13 protein-coding genes and 1 pseudogene are annotated in these 14,199 nt (G+C 65.0%); 3 read left to right on the top strand and 11 right to left on the bottom strand.

The window, feature by feature from the left end:
* Positions 1-176: 176 nt before the first annotated feature.
* A complete protein-coding gene (gene kdpA / locus TL10_RS10195; RefSeq protein ID WP_043985551.1) occupies positions 177-1,838 on the top strand; it encodes a potassium-transporting ATPase subunit KdpA in 1,662 nt (553 codons plus the stop codon).
* Here kdpA and TL10_RS30105 read toward each other — a convergent pair.
* The 5 genes from TL10_RS30105 to TL10_RS10220 are packed head-to-tail and all read right to left on the bottom strand — an operon-like array spanning position 1,733 to position 7,624.
* Entirely contained in the window at positions 1,733-2,578 is an 846-nt protein-coding gene (locus TL10_RS30105; RefSeq protein WP_157850367.1) for a gamma-glutamyl-gamma-aminobutyrate hydrolase family protein, read from the bottom strand. The two genes, kdpA and TL10_RS30105, sit on opposite strands and share 106 nt — an antisense overlap.
* 4 nt (positions 2,579-2,582) lie before the next feature.
* The gene (locus TL10_RS10205; protein ID WP_043985553.1) at positions 2,583-3,782 is read right to left on the bottom strand and encodes an acyl-CoA dehydrogenase family protein; all 1,200 of its coding nucleotides are present in this window, start codon (positions 3,780-3,782) and stop codon (positions 2,583-2,585) included.
* Positions 3,783-3,799: 17 nt separating this feature from the next.
* Entirely contained in the window at positions 3,800-4,837 is a 1,038-nt protein-coding gene (locus tag TL10_RS10210) for an LLM class flavin-dependent oxidoreductase (protein WP_052506369.1), read from the bottom strand.
* Positions 4,834-6,171, bottom strand: a complete 1,338-nt coding sequence (locus tag TL10_RS10215; RefSeq protein ID WP_043985554.1) for a glutamine synthetase family protein — start codon at positions 6,169-6,171, stop codon at positions 4,834-4,836. The genes TL10_RS10210 and TL10_RS10215 overlap by 4 nt, the downstream gene beginning before the upstream one ends.
* Before the next feature lies 1 nt (position 6,172).
* The gene (locus TL10_RS10220) at positions 6,173-7,624 is read right to left on the bottom strand and encodes an APC family permease (RefSeq protein ID WP_043985556.1); all 1,452 of its coding nucleotides are present in this window, start codon (positions 7,622-7,624) and stop codon (positions 6,173-6,175) included.
* A gap of 192 nt (positions 7,625-7,816) precedes the next feature.
* Here TL10_RS10220 and TL10_RS10225 point away from each other — a divergent pair, with 192 nt between their 5' ends.
* Positions 7,817-8,563: a MetQ/NlpA family ABC transporter substrate-binding protein gene (locus TL10_RS10225; RefSeq protein WP_043985558.1), complete on the top strand. Its 747-nt coding sequence runs from the start codon at positions 7,817-7,819 to the stop codon at positions 8,561-8,563.
* A gap of 3 nt (positions 8,564-8,566) precedes the next feature.
* Here TL10_RS10225 and TL10_RS10230 read toward each other — a convergent pair whose 3' ends face one another.
* Positions 8,567-9,085, bottom strand: a complete 519-nt coding sequence (locus TL10_RS10230; protein WP_043985559.1) for a winged helix-turn-helix domain-containing protein — start codon at positions 9,083-9,085, stop codon at positions 8,567-8,569.
* Positions 9,086-9,265: 180 nt separating this feature from the next.
* On the opposite strand from TL10_RS10230, the gene TL10_RS10235 reads away from it, so the two are divergent.
* Positions 9,266-10,063 carry a DUF1906 domain-containing protein gene (locus TL10_RS10235; RefSeq protein WP_043985561.1) on the top strand — a complete coding sequence of 266 codons (798 nt, stop codon included), beginning with the start codon at positions 9,266-9,268 and terminating at the stop codon, positions 10,061-10,063.
* A gap of 14 nt (positions 10,064-10,077) precedes the next feature.
* On the opposite strand, the gene abc-f is transcribed toward TL10_RS10235, so the two are convergent.
* The 5 genes and pseudogenes from abc-f to TL10_RS31955 form a co-directional block, all read right to left on the bottom strand.
* A complete protein-coding gene (gene abc-f / locus TL10_RS10240) occupies positions 10,078-11,724 on the bottom strand; it encodes a ribosomal protection-like ABC-F family protein (protein ID WP_043985562.1) in 1,647 nt (548 codons plus the stop codon).
* 15 nt (positions 11,725-11,739) lie between these two features.
* Positions 11,740-12,138, bottom strand: a complete 399-nt coding sequence (locus TL10_RS10245) for a VOC family protein (protein ID WP_043985563.1) — start codon at positions 12,136-12,138, stop codon at positions 11,740-11,742.
* A gap of 18 nt (positions 12,139-12,156) precedes the next feature.
* A pseudogene (locus TL10_RS10250) lies at positions 12,157-12,720 on the bottom strand (class I SAM-dependent methyltransferase); the annotation flags it as partial.
* A gap of 368 nt (positions 12,721-13,088) precedes the next feature.
* Positions 13,089-14,021: an alpha/beta hydrolase gene (locus TL10_RS10255; protein WP_043985564.1), complete on the bottom strand. Its 933-nt coding sequence runs from the start codon at positions 14,019-14,021 to the stop codon at positions 13,089-13,091.
* A 49-nt stretch (positions 14,022-14,070) separates the two neighbouring features.
* The coding region (locus TL10_RS31955; RefSeq protein ID WP_043986381.1) for a DUF3237 family protein at positions 14,071-14,199 on the bottom strand (129 nt) is incomplete at its 5' end.

The raw sequence follows: 14,199 nt of genomic DNA on the forward strand, positions 1-14,199 counted from the left end.
CTACTCGCTCGCCGGCGGGGCGGACGGGATGTGTACGGAATCCTTACGCAGCTGGCGGCGATCTTTACAGCGGGTGTTCAGATCGCGTCAAGACCAGGTCATATTCCTCGGATGCGGGTCTAACGTCGGCCCCCGCGGCGCGTGGCATGCCGCAGGCTGACTCAGGAGGGGCAGTGATGCATTGGGGACCGGCGGCGTGGCTGCAACTCATCACGATCGTCGCGATCCTGGCACTGCTGCACGTGCCGTTGGGCAACTACATCGCATCGGTCTATTCCAGCGAAAGGCATTGGCGCGCTGAGCGATTGATCTATCGAATAGTTGGAGTGCAGCCGGATCGCGAACAGCATTGGGTCTGGTACGCGGCATCAGTGGTCGCGTTCTCGGTGGTCAGCGTGGCCGCGCTGTTCAGTCTGCTGATGCTGCAGACCCAGCTGCCCGCACCTTGGGGCGCACCAGGAATGACGCCGTTGCTCGCGCTGAATACTGCCGTCAGCTTCGTCACCAACACCAGTTGGCAGAACTATGCAGGCGAGTCGACGCTCGGTCATTTCGGACTGACCGTCGGCCTGGGCGTGCAGGCCTTCGCCAGCTCCGCTGTCGGCATCGCCGTGGCCATCGCGCTGATGCGCGGCATCGTGCGTCGCCAGACATTCGAACTCGGCAACTTCTGGGTGGACCTGGTGCGCGGCATCATCCGGATCCTGATCCCGATGGCGCTGATCATTGCGGTTCTGCTCACCGCACTCGGTGTGATGGAGACCTTCGGTCCGGCACAGGCGATCGGCAGCCTGGCCGGCGGCTCGCAGACCTTGCCGTCCGCGCCGGTTGCGTCGTGGGAGTCCATCAAACTGATGTCCGGCGACGGCGGTGGTGCCTTCAACGCCAACAGCGCGCACCCGTTCGAGAACCCGACACCGCTGACCAACGTCATCGAGATCGTGACCATGGCCGTCATCCCGGTATCGCTGGTCCGCACCTACGGTGTCATGGTCGGCGACCGGCGTCAGGGCTGGGCCTTGCTGGCCGTAGTTGTCACGCTGTTCGGATTGGGCACCGCAGCCGTCGGGATGTCGGAAGCGATGCCGCACGGCACCGTCGCCAGTGCGGTCGGTACTGCGCTGGAAGGCAAGGAGATTCGCTTCGGAATGCCCGGTAGTGCGCAGTTCGGCCAGGTGGCCACCGCTACCGCGGACGGCGCGGCCAACTCGTCGTACGACAGTTTCACCAGCGTTGGTGGCGGCGTGCTGATGGCCAACATGATGCTGGGCGAGATCAGCCCTGGCGGCACGGGCAGTGGGCTGTACGGTTTGGTCGTCATCGCGCTGCTCGCCGTGTTCCTCGGCGGTCTGATGATCGGCCGCACGCCGGAGTATCTGGGCAAGCGGGTCAGCGCCCGGGAGATGAAGTTGGTCAGCCTGGCAGTGCTCACCCCGCCGGTGACGGTACTGACCGGTGTCGCGATCTCGATGGCGCTGCCGGCCGGCGCCAACGCCACGACCAATGCCGGCCCACACGGGCTGTCCGAAGTGCTGTATGCGTTCACCAGTTGTGTCGCGGGTAACGGCAGCGCGTTTGGCGGATTCAGCGGAAATACAACAGGATTCAACATCGGTCTGGCAGCGGCAATGATCATCGGTCGGTTCGTGCCGATGATGCTGGTGCTCGCCCTGGCCGCCAGCTTCGCCAGGCAGAGTTCCGGGGCAGTCACCGACGGCACTCTGCGCACTCATCAACCATCGTTCGTGGGACTGATGATCGGCGCAGCCCTGATCGTGGTCGGACTGGAGTACCTCCCGGCACTCGCGTTGGGCCCCATCGTCGAACGGCTGTCGTAGCAGGCTGTCGGTGCGCTGCGGTCGGGCGTTGCAGCTGATTCGATCCTCCGCGCCAACGCCACGAATGGCGCGCGCTGAACCGCGTCACTGGTGCCCGGTGCCTCCGGATGCCACTGCACCGCAAGCACCCAACCGTCGACGGCCTCGAACGACTCGATCAGGCCGTCGGCCGCGTAGCCCGTCGCCACCAGCCCGGCGCCCAGCGATGCGATGCCCTGGTGGTGCGCCGACGCCACGACGATCCGGCCAGAGTCATGTGCGGCGTGGACTCGGCTATCTGCTGTCAGGGCAACCGAGTGCCAACCGAACAGCTCGCCGGCCGTCACGCTCCGGTGCGGGACTTCGCTTGGTACCAGGTCGATCTGGAGATCGCCACCCCGAAGTACGTTCAGTACCTGCGCTCCACGACAGATGCCGAGCACCGGCAAGCCGGCGTCCTGTGCCCGCGCCGCCAAGGTGAAGTCGAGTTCGTCCTGCTCGTCGTTGACGTCGTACACCGCATCGGTAGTGGCCTGTCCGTACCGTTGCGGGTTGATATCGCCGCCACCGGGCAGCACGAGTCCACTGACGCCGGACAGTGCGACGAACGGGTCGTCGACCACCAGCGGGGTAAGTCCGGCATCGGCGACCAGATCGACAATCCGGTCGAAGAGCTCATTCGCCGCGACGACTCGTGGGTCGTCTCCCAGTGAGAACCGGCGCGGCACGACAACAACGGGCGAGGCCACTCCTGTCGCCACGGGTTCAGAAGTATCCGGAGTTGGGCGGAAGCGCGCCGTTGACAACGAAATCTCCAGTCGCCCAGGACTTGTACGCGAGCGGGTTGTGGCTTGCGATGGTTCGCGCATTGCGCCAGTGCCGGTCCAGGTTCAGTGTTCGCGCGGTGGCCGACGCACCGCCGGTGTCGAACAGCCGCTGCGCGGCGTCGAGGGTGAGTCGTTCCGCGACGAGTTGGGCCTTCGCCACCTCGATCGCGGCCTCACCGATGGCGCGCTGATCGTCGATCTGGCCGGCGTCCACCACGCGATCCAGTGCCTCCGCGGCGTGGAGGGTGACCGCCGTGGCCGCCGACGTCCAGGCCGCGATCTCCCCAACTGCCTGCAGGATGAACGGATCCTGCGTCGCTGTGGGGCTGAGCGCGTGTGCCGCAGGGCGCGCCTTGTTCTGGACGAACCAGATGGCATCGCGTAGGACGCCGTTGGCAATTCCCACTGCCACCGCAGTCAGGTACAGCTGCAGGAAAGTCTGGCTGTGGGCGAGCCGGTGGTCCTCAGGGACCAGCGAGACCTCATCGTCGTAGACCGGCACGGCATCGAATGTTGTTGCACCGCTGGCGGTCAGTCGCTGTCCGAAGCCGTCCCAGTCGTCGTACAGCGTCACGCCTTGCCGGTCGACGGGAATGATCGCGTGCACTTCGCGACCGTCTTCCCGTTCGGCGGAGACCGCGATCAGATCCGCGTACAGGGTTCCGGTCGAGTAGAACTTCTTGCCGTCCAACCGATATCGACCGTCACCGGTGGAACGCAATGTGGTGCCGACTGCCGCCGGGGACGCGCCCACCGCTTCGGTGATCGCGTTGCCGACGATCTTTCCGCTGAGGACTTCAGGAAACCACTGGGCACGCAGACCTTCATCGCCCCGGTTGCCCAGGAGCCGTTCCACGAATCCGAAATGGGCACGGAGCGCTTGGGCGACGTTGGAGCTGGCCTGCGCAATGTCGATCACCGTCTCGACGACGTCGACGATGGAACCGCCTGGGCCACCGTACTCCGGTGGGATCCGCAGTGCCAGTATGCCGGTGTCGGCGATCGCCCGAGTCGACTCGTGGTGCAGGGTGCGGTTCAGTTCATGGTGGGCGTCGTCGTCGCCGAGCGTTTTGACGACGGACGCCAATAGCGCCCGCCGGTCAGCGACGGAGCCTGCGGCCAACGCCGTAACGGTCATGGGGTTTCCTTCTCAGCTCATCGAAACAGGGGCAGGATGTGGGTCGCGAAACGTTCCATCTCGGTTTCCAGAGGCTGGAACTGCAGCATGAACAGGTCGATACCGAGATTGGCGAAGATCGTGATCCGTTCGGCTACTTGCTCATAACTGCCGATGAGACCGGCCAAGGTGCCGCCGTTGGTGCCCACCCGCGCGACACCCTCATGCACCTTGAACATCGCGGTGGCGGGATCGGCTCCCGCGGTGCGGTCCCGTTGCCCCTCTCCGCCGACGAGACTTTGCAAGTACCGGAACTCGTGCTCCGCCTCCTCCGCCGACTCTCGGGCGATCACAAATGCAGACAAGCCAAACTGCAAGGGCTCCGGCTTGTTCCGTTCACGACGCCGCATGTCATCGATGAGGTCTGCGGCGTCCTGTGGCGGGCGTCCGTTCAGGAAGAAGACGTCGGCCTGCGCTGCCGCCAAGGCGCGCGCCGCTTCGGATTCGCCGCCGAGGTACACCCGGGGTGTGCGTTCGAGCGCCGGCCGCAACTGAGCACCCGCCGCCACGGCCCCATCCAGTCCCGACTCGATGGCATCGCCACGCCACAGCCGGCCCACGACGTCGAGCCATTCACGGGAGTATTCGTAGCGGTCGCCGTGGGTGACGTCCCCGAGGCCGATCGCCTCCAACTCGGGGAGGAACCAACCGCTGACGAGGTTGATGGCCAATCGGTCGGCGGCGATCTGTTCAATGTTGGCAACGGTTTTCGCGAAGACCAGCGGATTGAACAGCAACGGCTTGATCGCGCCGATCAATTCGACACGGCTGGTGGCCTCGGCAAGCCCGGCCAGCGTCGACCAGGTTTCCAGCACATCGTGTTCAGCGCCACCAGGATGGAGCACGTGTTGGGCCACCAACGTTGAATCGAAGCCCAGCTCCTCGGCCCTGACGATGAGATCGCGCGTCCGCTGGTAGCTGGCGTCGGGGATCTCGGTGGGATGCGTTCTGGCGCCCCAAGTTCCGTAAACGGGCGCCCACACCCCGAACCGGGGCGCGGTCAGTGTGGCAGTCATGAATTCTCCAGGTAGCGCCGGAACTCCCAGTCAGTGACCGCACTGGAATACTCATCCCACTCGCTCTGTGCGATCTCGGCGAAGTCGTGCACGGAGTCCCCGCCCAAGATGTCCACGATGGCGTCATCGCTACGCGCCAGCGCGATGGCGACGCCAAGCGATTCAGGTAGCCGCACCCCCACGTCGTAGAGGTTGCCGGTCAGTGGTTCGGGCGGATTGCGTCTGGCCTCCAGGCCCGCCACGACAGCAGCCAAAGCGGATGCGATGAGCCAGTACGGGTTTGCGTCGGACGCGCCCGTGCGCAGCTCGATTCGGGTGGCCTGCGGCGTCGACTCCAGAAGGGACCGAACCGCGGACGTGCGGTTGTCCCGACTCCAGGTCAGGGTTGCCGGGGCGAACGATCCGGGAACGTACCTGCGGTACGCGTTGACCGAGTGGGCCCCGAACAGCGTGATCGACGGCAGGTGTTCGAGCAGGCCACCGATGGCATGGAGGCTGACCTGGCTCTCGGTACCGTCGGCGCCGGCGAGGACCGGCTCGCCGTCTCGCCACAACGAGATGTGCAGGTGCGCAGAGCTTCCAGAGTGCTCGGAGAACGGTTTGGGCATGAACGTCGCCAGCTTGCCGTTGCGCCGGGCGATCTCCTTGACCGCGTACTTGAGCCGAGCACTGTTGTCGGCGGCATCGAGTGCGTCGCTGTAGACCAGGTTTGCTTCGACCTGTCCGGGACCGTATTCGGTGAGCAGGCCCTCCAAGGAGGTGAACGAGCGCAACACCGAATAGAGCTCGCTCAGTAAGGGTTCGAGAGTGTTGGCGTTCTGCAGCGAGTAGGCATGGACGTCGTTCTGGAAGATCGATCCGTCGGGGTTGAGCAGGTAGAACTCGAATTCGGCGCCGACCTTGGCCGTGTATCCGAGCGCCTCGAGACGCTCGATGACGCGCCGCAAGACACCGCGGGGATCGAGCGGTGACGGCGTCCGGTCGTGGCTGACGATGTCGGAGATGACGTGTCCCACGCCCGGCCGCCACGGCAACTCCCGGAAGGTGCTCAGGTCGGGAACCGCGAAAGCGTCGGGGTAGCCGGTGTTCCAGTTGGTCGACCGGAGGCTTTCGATGACTCGCGCGTTGGAGTTCCACGCGAGCGCGCCATCGCAGAAGCCGAACCCGGATGTTTCGGCGCGACTGCGGAACTGGTCGGCGGGCACCCGCTTGCCCAGCGCGTGGCCGAACTGATCACTCCACGCCACCTCGACCTCGGTGATGACTCCGGAGTCGAGCAGATCGACAACGCTCCTGTGCCGCTGGTCCGTTGCGGCTTCGGTGGTCACAGACATCTCAGCCCTCCTCTCCGGCCGGCGTCAGCGACTCAGTTCGGGCGCGGCGGTAGCCCAGCACGGCACCGCCCACGAAACCCACTACGAGAACCAGGATTACGGCCAACGCCAGACCCGACGAGCCGCCGACCAGGTCCTTGAGATTCACCAGGATCAGTCCCAGGAACGCCACCAGGCCGACCAAGCCGAGGGCCGGGGCAACCCGGACACGCCACACCGAATGATGCCGTCGGTCCTTCGCGAAGAATGTCAGGACCGCCGCACTGGTGAGGACCATCAAAACCAGCACACCGACCGTGGTGATCCCGGACAGCCAGGTGTAGAACTCCGTGCTCGGGTCCAGCTGAGTCACCGTCGCGACGCCGATGACCGCGAGGATCAGTGCGGACAGAGCCAGCGATGCGACGTGCGGCGAGCCGTGGCGGGTGTGCGGCCGACCGAAGGCAGCGGGCAGCACGCCACGTCCAGACAACGCGAAGAGGTAGCGGGATACCACGTTGTGGAAGGACAAGATGCAAGCGAAGAGGCTGGTGACGAACAAGACTTGAATGACGTCGGCTCCCACCACACCCAGGTAGCGCTGTGCGGTGTCCACGAGCATGGTGCCACCCGAATTCGTCGCGCGCTCAACGGCTTCGTGATCACCCCACGCCGAGATCAGTGCCCAGCTCGACACCGTGTAGAAGATGCCGATCACGGCCAGCGCGAGGTAGGTCGCATAGGGAATGGTGCGGTCCGGATCGCGAGCCTCATCCCGGAAGATGGCTGTCGCCTCGAATCCGAGGAACGAGATGATCGCGAAGAGCAGCCCAATTCCTGGTGCCCCCGAGGCGATCTGCGCCGGGTTGAGCAATCCCGTTGACAGTCCATGGTCGCCACCGCGGCCGATGATGACCGCGTCGAGGACAACGACGATGGCGATCTCGGCGACGAGCAGAACCGCGAGCACTCGACTGGAGAGCTCGATGTTGCGATAGCCGAGGTAGGTGATCACCGCCAGCCCTGCCAACGCCCACACCGGCCACGGCAACTGCGGCACACCGACCAAGCTCAACAATCCACCGAGCTGCGGCCCCAACAAGCCGTAGACCGCAGCCTCCATCGAGGCGTACGTGAGGATCGCCACGAAGGCGGCGCCGATGGCAGCAGTAACCCCAAAGCCCTGCTGCACATACGAAAAGAACGCGCCGGCCTCGCGGACGAAAGGCGTCATCGCGGTGAAGCCGATGGCGAACAGCAGCAGCACGACGGTGGCAATGACGAAGGTGGCCGGGAACCCCGGTCCGTTGCCGGTGGCGATGCCCAACGGCACCGGTCCCCCGATGACGCCCAGCGGTGCCGCCGCGGCCAGCACCATGAAGACGATGGCCGGAATGCCCAAATTCCCGCGTAGGCGCTGAGCGACGGCAGGAGGCCCACCGCCGGTACGCACCGCAGTATCTTCGACCGACATGGCCGGACCCCTCACTATTCGGCGAATATTGTTGTATGCAAAAGCTATTGGCCACACCCGTCCCGCTCCAGCCGGCGGGACACCGGCGCTGACAATGCGTCACATGCGGTAACACTCGGCACGTCAGATTCGGGAGCGGGTCGGTAGTCTTCGTGACACAGCGCCGTGTGCGCATAGCCAAAGGGGTTGTCCGTGGGGACCATTCGATCGATACATCGCGCGGGCCGCGTCCTACGCGTGGGCGCGACCCCGGTGCCGCACGCCGAAATCCTCGAGCACGTCCGCCCCGCCCTGGCGCTCGCCGGAATCGACCTCCACATCGAAGTGTTCGATACCTTCGACGAACCGAACCAGCACCTGGTCGCCGGCGCGGTCGACGCCAACTTCTTTCAGTACCTGCCATTCCTCGACGAGTTCAATGCCTCGGCGGCCCAGCGGCTGGTCGCTGTCGCACCGGTACACATCGAACCGTTCGCGCTCTATTCAGAATCGATTGCCGCCGTTGGCGAGGTACCGCAGTACGCGCAGGTCGCGCTGCCCGGCGATCCCGCGAACGTGGGGCGGGCCTTGCGCATCCTTCATGACCTGGGGCTGGTGACTCTGCGTGATGACGAGCTGTCCACCCCCGGCGTCGACTCGATCGTCGAGAACCCAAAGCAGTTGCTGTTCAAGGAAATCGCCAGTGCTCATCTGGCCGATGTCCTCGCGGACTTCGATCTGGTTTTCCTCTTCGGCAACTACGCCATGGACCGCCAGATCGACCTGCAGTCAGCTCTCTACTGCGATCGCGCGAATCGCGGCTATGCCGAATACCTGGTCGCGCGACCGGACAACCACGAGAGCGAACCAATCAGAATGTTGGCCCAAGCCTTGCAATCAGATTCCGTACGCTCGTTCATCGCCCGGTCGTACGGAGACCTCGTCGTGCCTGCGTTCTGACGATCAGGCAGACCGGATCGGACACTGATCCCGGAACCGCGTCGAAGGCTGCGGATCAAAGCGATAGCCCTTGCCCCGGACAGTCGTCAACGTCAGAGCATGGACACCCAGCTTCACCCGGAGCCGTCGCACATGGGTATCGATGGTCCGCATCGAGGCGAACCCCGCGTCCCACACGTTTTCGATCAGCTCTTCTCGCGAGACGATCCGCCGGGGATGTTGCGCCAGATATGCCAGCAGTTCGAACTCTTTGTACGCCATCGCGATCAGGCGACCGTCGGCGCTGACCTGCCGGGTAGTTCGGTCAATGACCAATCCACCTATCGGCGCCGGTGGAGCGCTACGAGCCGGGCCCGCGGCGACGGCCGACTTCTCGACCCGGGCGCCAGGCACCCGGTACGCGAGATACGCGCTGAACTCGTCCATCAGGGCCGTCACCTGTGCCAGCGCATCGCCGGACGCGGTGGCAAGCTCCACCGTCAGCACCAGCTGCGATGCCCGGACAGTGCGGCCCTGATACATCCACTCTCCCTTGTCGATCCGGACTCAAGTGTCCGCGAGGAAGGTCGCCATCGACATCGTTAGCGTCACTCTGAATCGAAGCGAGCCGTCGCGTTGACCGATGAAACAGTCCGGTCACGATCTGAACTCAGCAAGGACCGGCCACAACTTTCACATCTGTCGCATTGTTAACATCTCGAGATGCAGGACTTCCCGGAGACCACCGGCCTTCGGCGCCCGTTCTCGCGACGTGACGCGCTGCGCTATGCCGGCGCCGCATCGGCGCTGGCCGGCCTCGGCGCAGCAGGGCTCGGCATGCCGACGGCGTCAGCCGCCGCTCCCACGCTGATCGACTTCGCCATGAAGCAGATTCCGGCGCAAGATATTCGGGCCGCAGGCCACGCCGGCGTCGTCAACTACGTCTCGACGTCGCGCCCCGGCTCGACCATGGGCGCCAAGCCGATCACCCTGCCCTACGCCAAGTCGCTGGCCGCGGCGGGACTGGCGATCGTGAGCAACTATCAATACGGCAAGCCGGGTGGGACTGCGCCGTCGGACTTCACCCGTGGATATGCGGGCGGCGTCGCCGATGCGCGCACCGCCTGGCAGCTGCACACCGCGGCGGGCGGCGGCCAGAGCGCGCCGATCTTCTTCTCCGTCGACGACGACATCAACCGCGAAACGTGGAACAACGTTGCGTTGCCCTGGTTTCGGGGCATCAACTCGGTGATCGGCGCGCAGCGCACCGGCGTCTACGGCGGCATCAACACCTGCCAGTGGGCCGCGGCCGACGGTGTCATCGGCCGCTCGACCACGCCCGGTCACGTGTGGGCGTGGCAGACCCGATCCTGGTCCGGCGGAAAGATCTACCCGGCCGCCGTGATGTACCAACGCATCGTGAGCACCGCGTCGAACCCGGGCCCGGTCGTGGGCGGGCTCGAAGTGGACGTCAGCGACGCCCTGGCCTCCGACGTCGGGCAGTGGAACCTGCATCCCTGAGGCGATAGCACCAGCTATAGCTCTGCAGCACGCCCGTTGTCGACCAGCCACGAGCGATCCAGCCGAACGTTCTGCAGCATCCGGCGATCATGGGTCACCAGCAGCAGTGCCCCGTCATAACTCTCGAGCGCTTCCTCGAGCTGCTCGATGGCCGCCAGATCGAGATGGTTGGTCGGCTCATCGAGCACCAACACGTTCGTCCCGCGTGCCTGCAACAAGGCGAGGCCTGCGCGGGTTCGTTCACCGGGAGACAGCTCGTCGACGGTGCGTTCCACGTGGTCGGCGCGCAGCCCGAATTTGGCGAGCAAGGTGCGCACATCCGCGGTCGTCCAGGACGGTACGAATTGCTCGAAGCGATCGACGAGCCGGCTGGCACCGGTGAAATCTGCACGCGCCTGGTCGATTTCGCCGACGGCGACGTTCGCGCCCAGGCTCGCCCGGCCCTCATCGGGCTGCTGCCGGCCGAGCAGTAGCCGCAGCAGGGTCGACTTTCCCGCCCCATTGGGACCGGTGATGCCGATCCGCTCGCCGGCGTCGACCTGCAGAGACACGGGCCCCAGCACGTAATCGCCTTGGCGCACAACGGCGTTGTCCAGTGTCGCGACAACGGAACTCGACCGCGGTGCGGCACCGATGGTGAACTGGAGCGTCCATTCCTTGCGAGGCTCCTCGACTTCCTCGAGGCGGGCGATCCGGCTCTCCATCTGCCGCACCTTCTGCGCCTGCTTCTCGCTGGACTCGGTTTGTGCGCTGCGCCGGTTCTTGTCGTTGTCGGGCGCCTTGCGCATCGCATTGCGCACACCCTGACTGGACCACTCCCGCTGCGTGCGTGCACGCGCCACGAGATCGGCCTTCTTATCAGCGAATTCGTCGTACTGTTCGCGACGGTGCCGACGGGCGACCTCGCGTTCTTCCAGATAGCTGTCGTAACCGCCGCCGAAGATGGTGGTCCTGTTCTGCGCCAAATCGAGTTCAAGGACGCGGGTTACGGTGCGGGCCAGAAACTCTCGGTCATGACTGACCAGCACGACCCCACCACGCAGGTTGCCGACGATCTCTTCCAGCCGGGTAAGTCCGTCGAGGTCGAGGTCGTTGGTCGGCTCGTCGAGCAGGACGATGTCGAACCGGGACAGCATCAGCGCCGCCAGCCCCACGCGCGCGGCCTGGCCGCCCGACAATGCAGTCATCAGGGTCGATTCCGGCCGCACCGCGTCGGAATCGAGCCCCAGATCGGCCAGCACCGCCGGCAGTCGCTCATCGAGGTCCGCCGCGCCGGTCGCGAGCCAGTGATCCAGCGCGTGTGAGTAGCTATCGGCGTCCGCTGCCGAATCCGCGAGCGCCTCAGCCGCCGCGTCCATCGCCAGCGTCGCCGCGGCGCATCCGGTGCGCCGCGCGACGTACGCGGCCACGGTCTCCCCCGGCACCCGCTCGTGCTCCTGCGGCAGCCAGCCGACGAACGCGTCGGCCGGCGCCAGGCTGACCACCCCATCGAGCGGTGCGAGTTCCCCCGCCAGAATCCGCAGCAGCGTGCTCTTACCTGCACCGTTGGAGCCCACCACACCGATCACGTCGCCGGGCGCCACCGTCAGGTCGAGCCGCTCGAAGAGCGTGCGGTGGGCAAATCCGCCGGCCAGATTGTTCGTGACAAGCGTTGCGGTCATGGCCTAATCGTCGCATTATGGCGGCGGCGCGAAGAACTCCGGGGCGATGCCGTCGGGGTCACGGAAGCTGACGCCCGAGCCGTAGTGGGCGTCGACGACGCCGCCGTGGGTGATGCCCAATGCGTCGAGGTGGCGCGCACGTCCCTCAAGGGCGTCGCGGTCGGCACAACCGAATGCCACGTGGTCCAGGCCGACGCGAAACTCGCTGAACCGTTCTCCCGACACGTCTCCGGCGTGCTGATGCAGGCCGAACAGCGTGCTGTCGCCAAGCGCGAAGACGGCATGGCGGAAGCCTGCGTCGGTGTCTTCGTCCAGCACCGGTTCGGTCCCGAAGAGCGCGCGGTACCACGGGACGCTGACCGCGAGATCGCGGACGGTCACCGCGACATGGGTCAGCGGGGTGAATGACGTCATATCAGTTCCTTTGTGATCTCAGAGCTTTCGCGCGGTGATGAGGAGGAACTCCCAATCGAGCACGGCGGTGTCGGTGCCCCGGTTGAATTTTCGGGCCAGCGCGGTGAGGTCGGCATCGAGCGCGGCGGTGCGGTCGGCATCGTCGGCGATGTTGCGGTAGACGGAGATCGTCGGCCCGTGGCGGGCTTTGAAGTAATCCCGAAAGTCTTCGGGCCGGGCGAAGTGGTCGACGGTGACCGTCTGTCGTTGGACCTTCAGGTCCGTCACGTTCTCGCCGAACAATGCACGGACATGCTCTTCGCTGCCCCACAGCGGAGGCGGCTGCGCGCCGGGAGGCGGAGACGGTGCGTACGGCTTCATGGTGGCGAACATTTGGCCGATGAAGCCCTCCGGCGTCCAGTTGATCAGGCCGATGGTGCCGCCGGGGCGACACACGCGGACCAGCTCAAGGGCGCCGGCCTGGTGGTGCGGGGCGAACATCACGCCAAGGCAGGACATGACGACATCAAACTCGCTGTCTCCGTATGGAAGTGCCTCGGCGTCGCCCTGCTGCCACGTCAGGGCCAGCCCGTCGCGCTCGGCGGATTCCTGTAGGTCGCATTTCTCCGTGGCGGATTGCATTCCGAGATGGCGGAGTTTGGCGTATCCGCCACCCGCAATGCAAAGAGCTGAGATTACCTAAGTAACCGCTACGACGCTCAGGCCCAGCTCCACACGCGCTCTTGAATCCGGAGTTCGACGTTCGCCGGACAGTAACAGTAGCGGCGCAAGAAAAATGACGTCGAATTCGACATTTGAATGCAAACAGTTCCAACCAGGTTTCGACGGACTCCGCTCGATGGTGACGCCGCACCCTTTGGGGGCGGGGATAGCACCACGGGTACCGTAAAAGCTCTGTGGCGGTGCGCTTTTGATCAGCCGACGACCTTCGGCGAAGTCGTACGGGGTCTTTATCTAAGCAATGCCGCGAGTTCTCGGGCGAAGACAGTGATGGCGTGATCGCCGGCGTCGAGCACGCCGGCTAGTAAGGGAAAGGCGTGTGGCATGCCCTCGTATTCGTGGGCGCGAACCTTAACACCTGCGATAGCGAGTCTTTTGCCGTAACGGTCTGCGTCATCGGCAACGGGGTCAACCTGAGCGCTGACGATCACCGCAGGCGGGGCGCCCTTGAGATCTTCGGTCAGCAGCGGTGAGGCAAGGCTCGAACGGCGGTCGTCGATATCAGGCACGTACATGTCGTAGGCCCATTCAAGTGCAGCACGGGTGAGGAACGGGCCGTCTTGGTGCCGTTCGACGGAGTCACTACTCATGGTCGCGTCGAGTGCGGGACACAGCAGGCCTTGTGCCTTCATCGGCGTGCTCTGTTCGCGCGAGGCGAGCGCAACGCTTGCCGCCAGTGACCCCCCCGAAGAATCGCCCGCGACCGCAAGCGATTCGACGTCGATGCCGAGGAGATCACCGTACTCACTCACCCAGGAAGTGGCGTCGGCCGCGTCATGGTGAGCCCGGGGAAACCTGCCTTCTGGTGCTAGACCGTATGCAACGGAAATCACGATGAGTTCACCCCGGACACACAGCTTTCGGCAAAGCCGATCGTGCGTGTCCAGGCTGCCTCGGACAAATGCCCCGCCATGCAGATAAACAACACCCGGCAGCGCGGAACCTGCACCTAGCGGGTGGTAACTGCGGGCCGTGACAAACCCGTGACGCACAGGGATCGTGAAATCGCATACTGTGCAACGCTGATCAATATCACCGGCCAAGCCAATCAACCTCTCGCCGGAGACTCTGTAGTCCGAAACCGACATTTCCCACGGTGGTACGGCAGCGTGCGCGGATAGCGAATCGACAAGCCGTTGGGCCTGCGGATGGAGCACACTCATAGGCGACTTCACCTCCCGAGCCGAAATCTGGTGGCGCCGTCAGTCGGTGTCACAGCGTGACTCGGAAGACCTGGAATTCGACGACAGGTCCGGGTTGGATCCGTCCCTGTCCGACGAAGATCGTCTGGTTTACCCAGGCGTACTTGGGGTCTCCGCATTCCAGGCGCGGGGTGGTGAC

It is taken from the genome of Mycolicibacterium llatzerense (assembly GCF_000878195.1).
Classification (GTDB): Bacteria; Actinomycetota; Actinomycetes; order Mycobacteriales; family Mycobacteriaceae; genus Mycobacterium; species Mycobacterium llatzerense.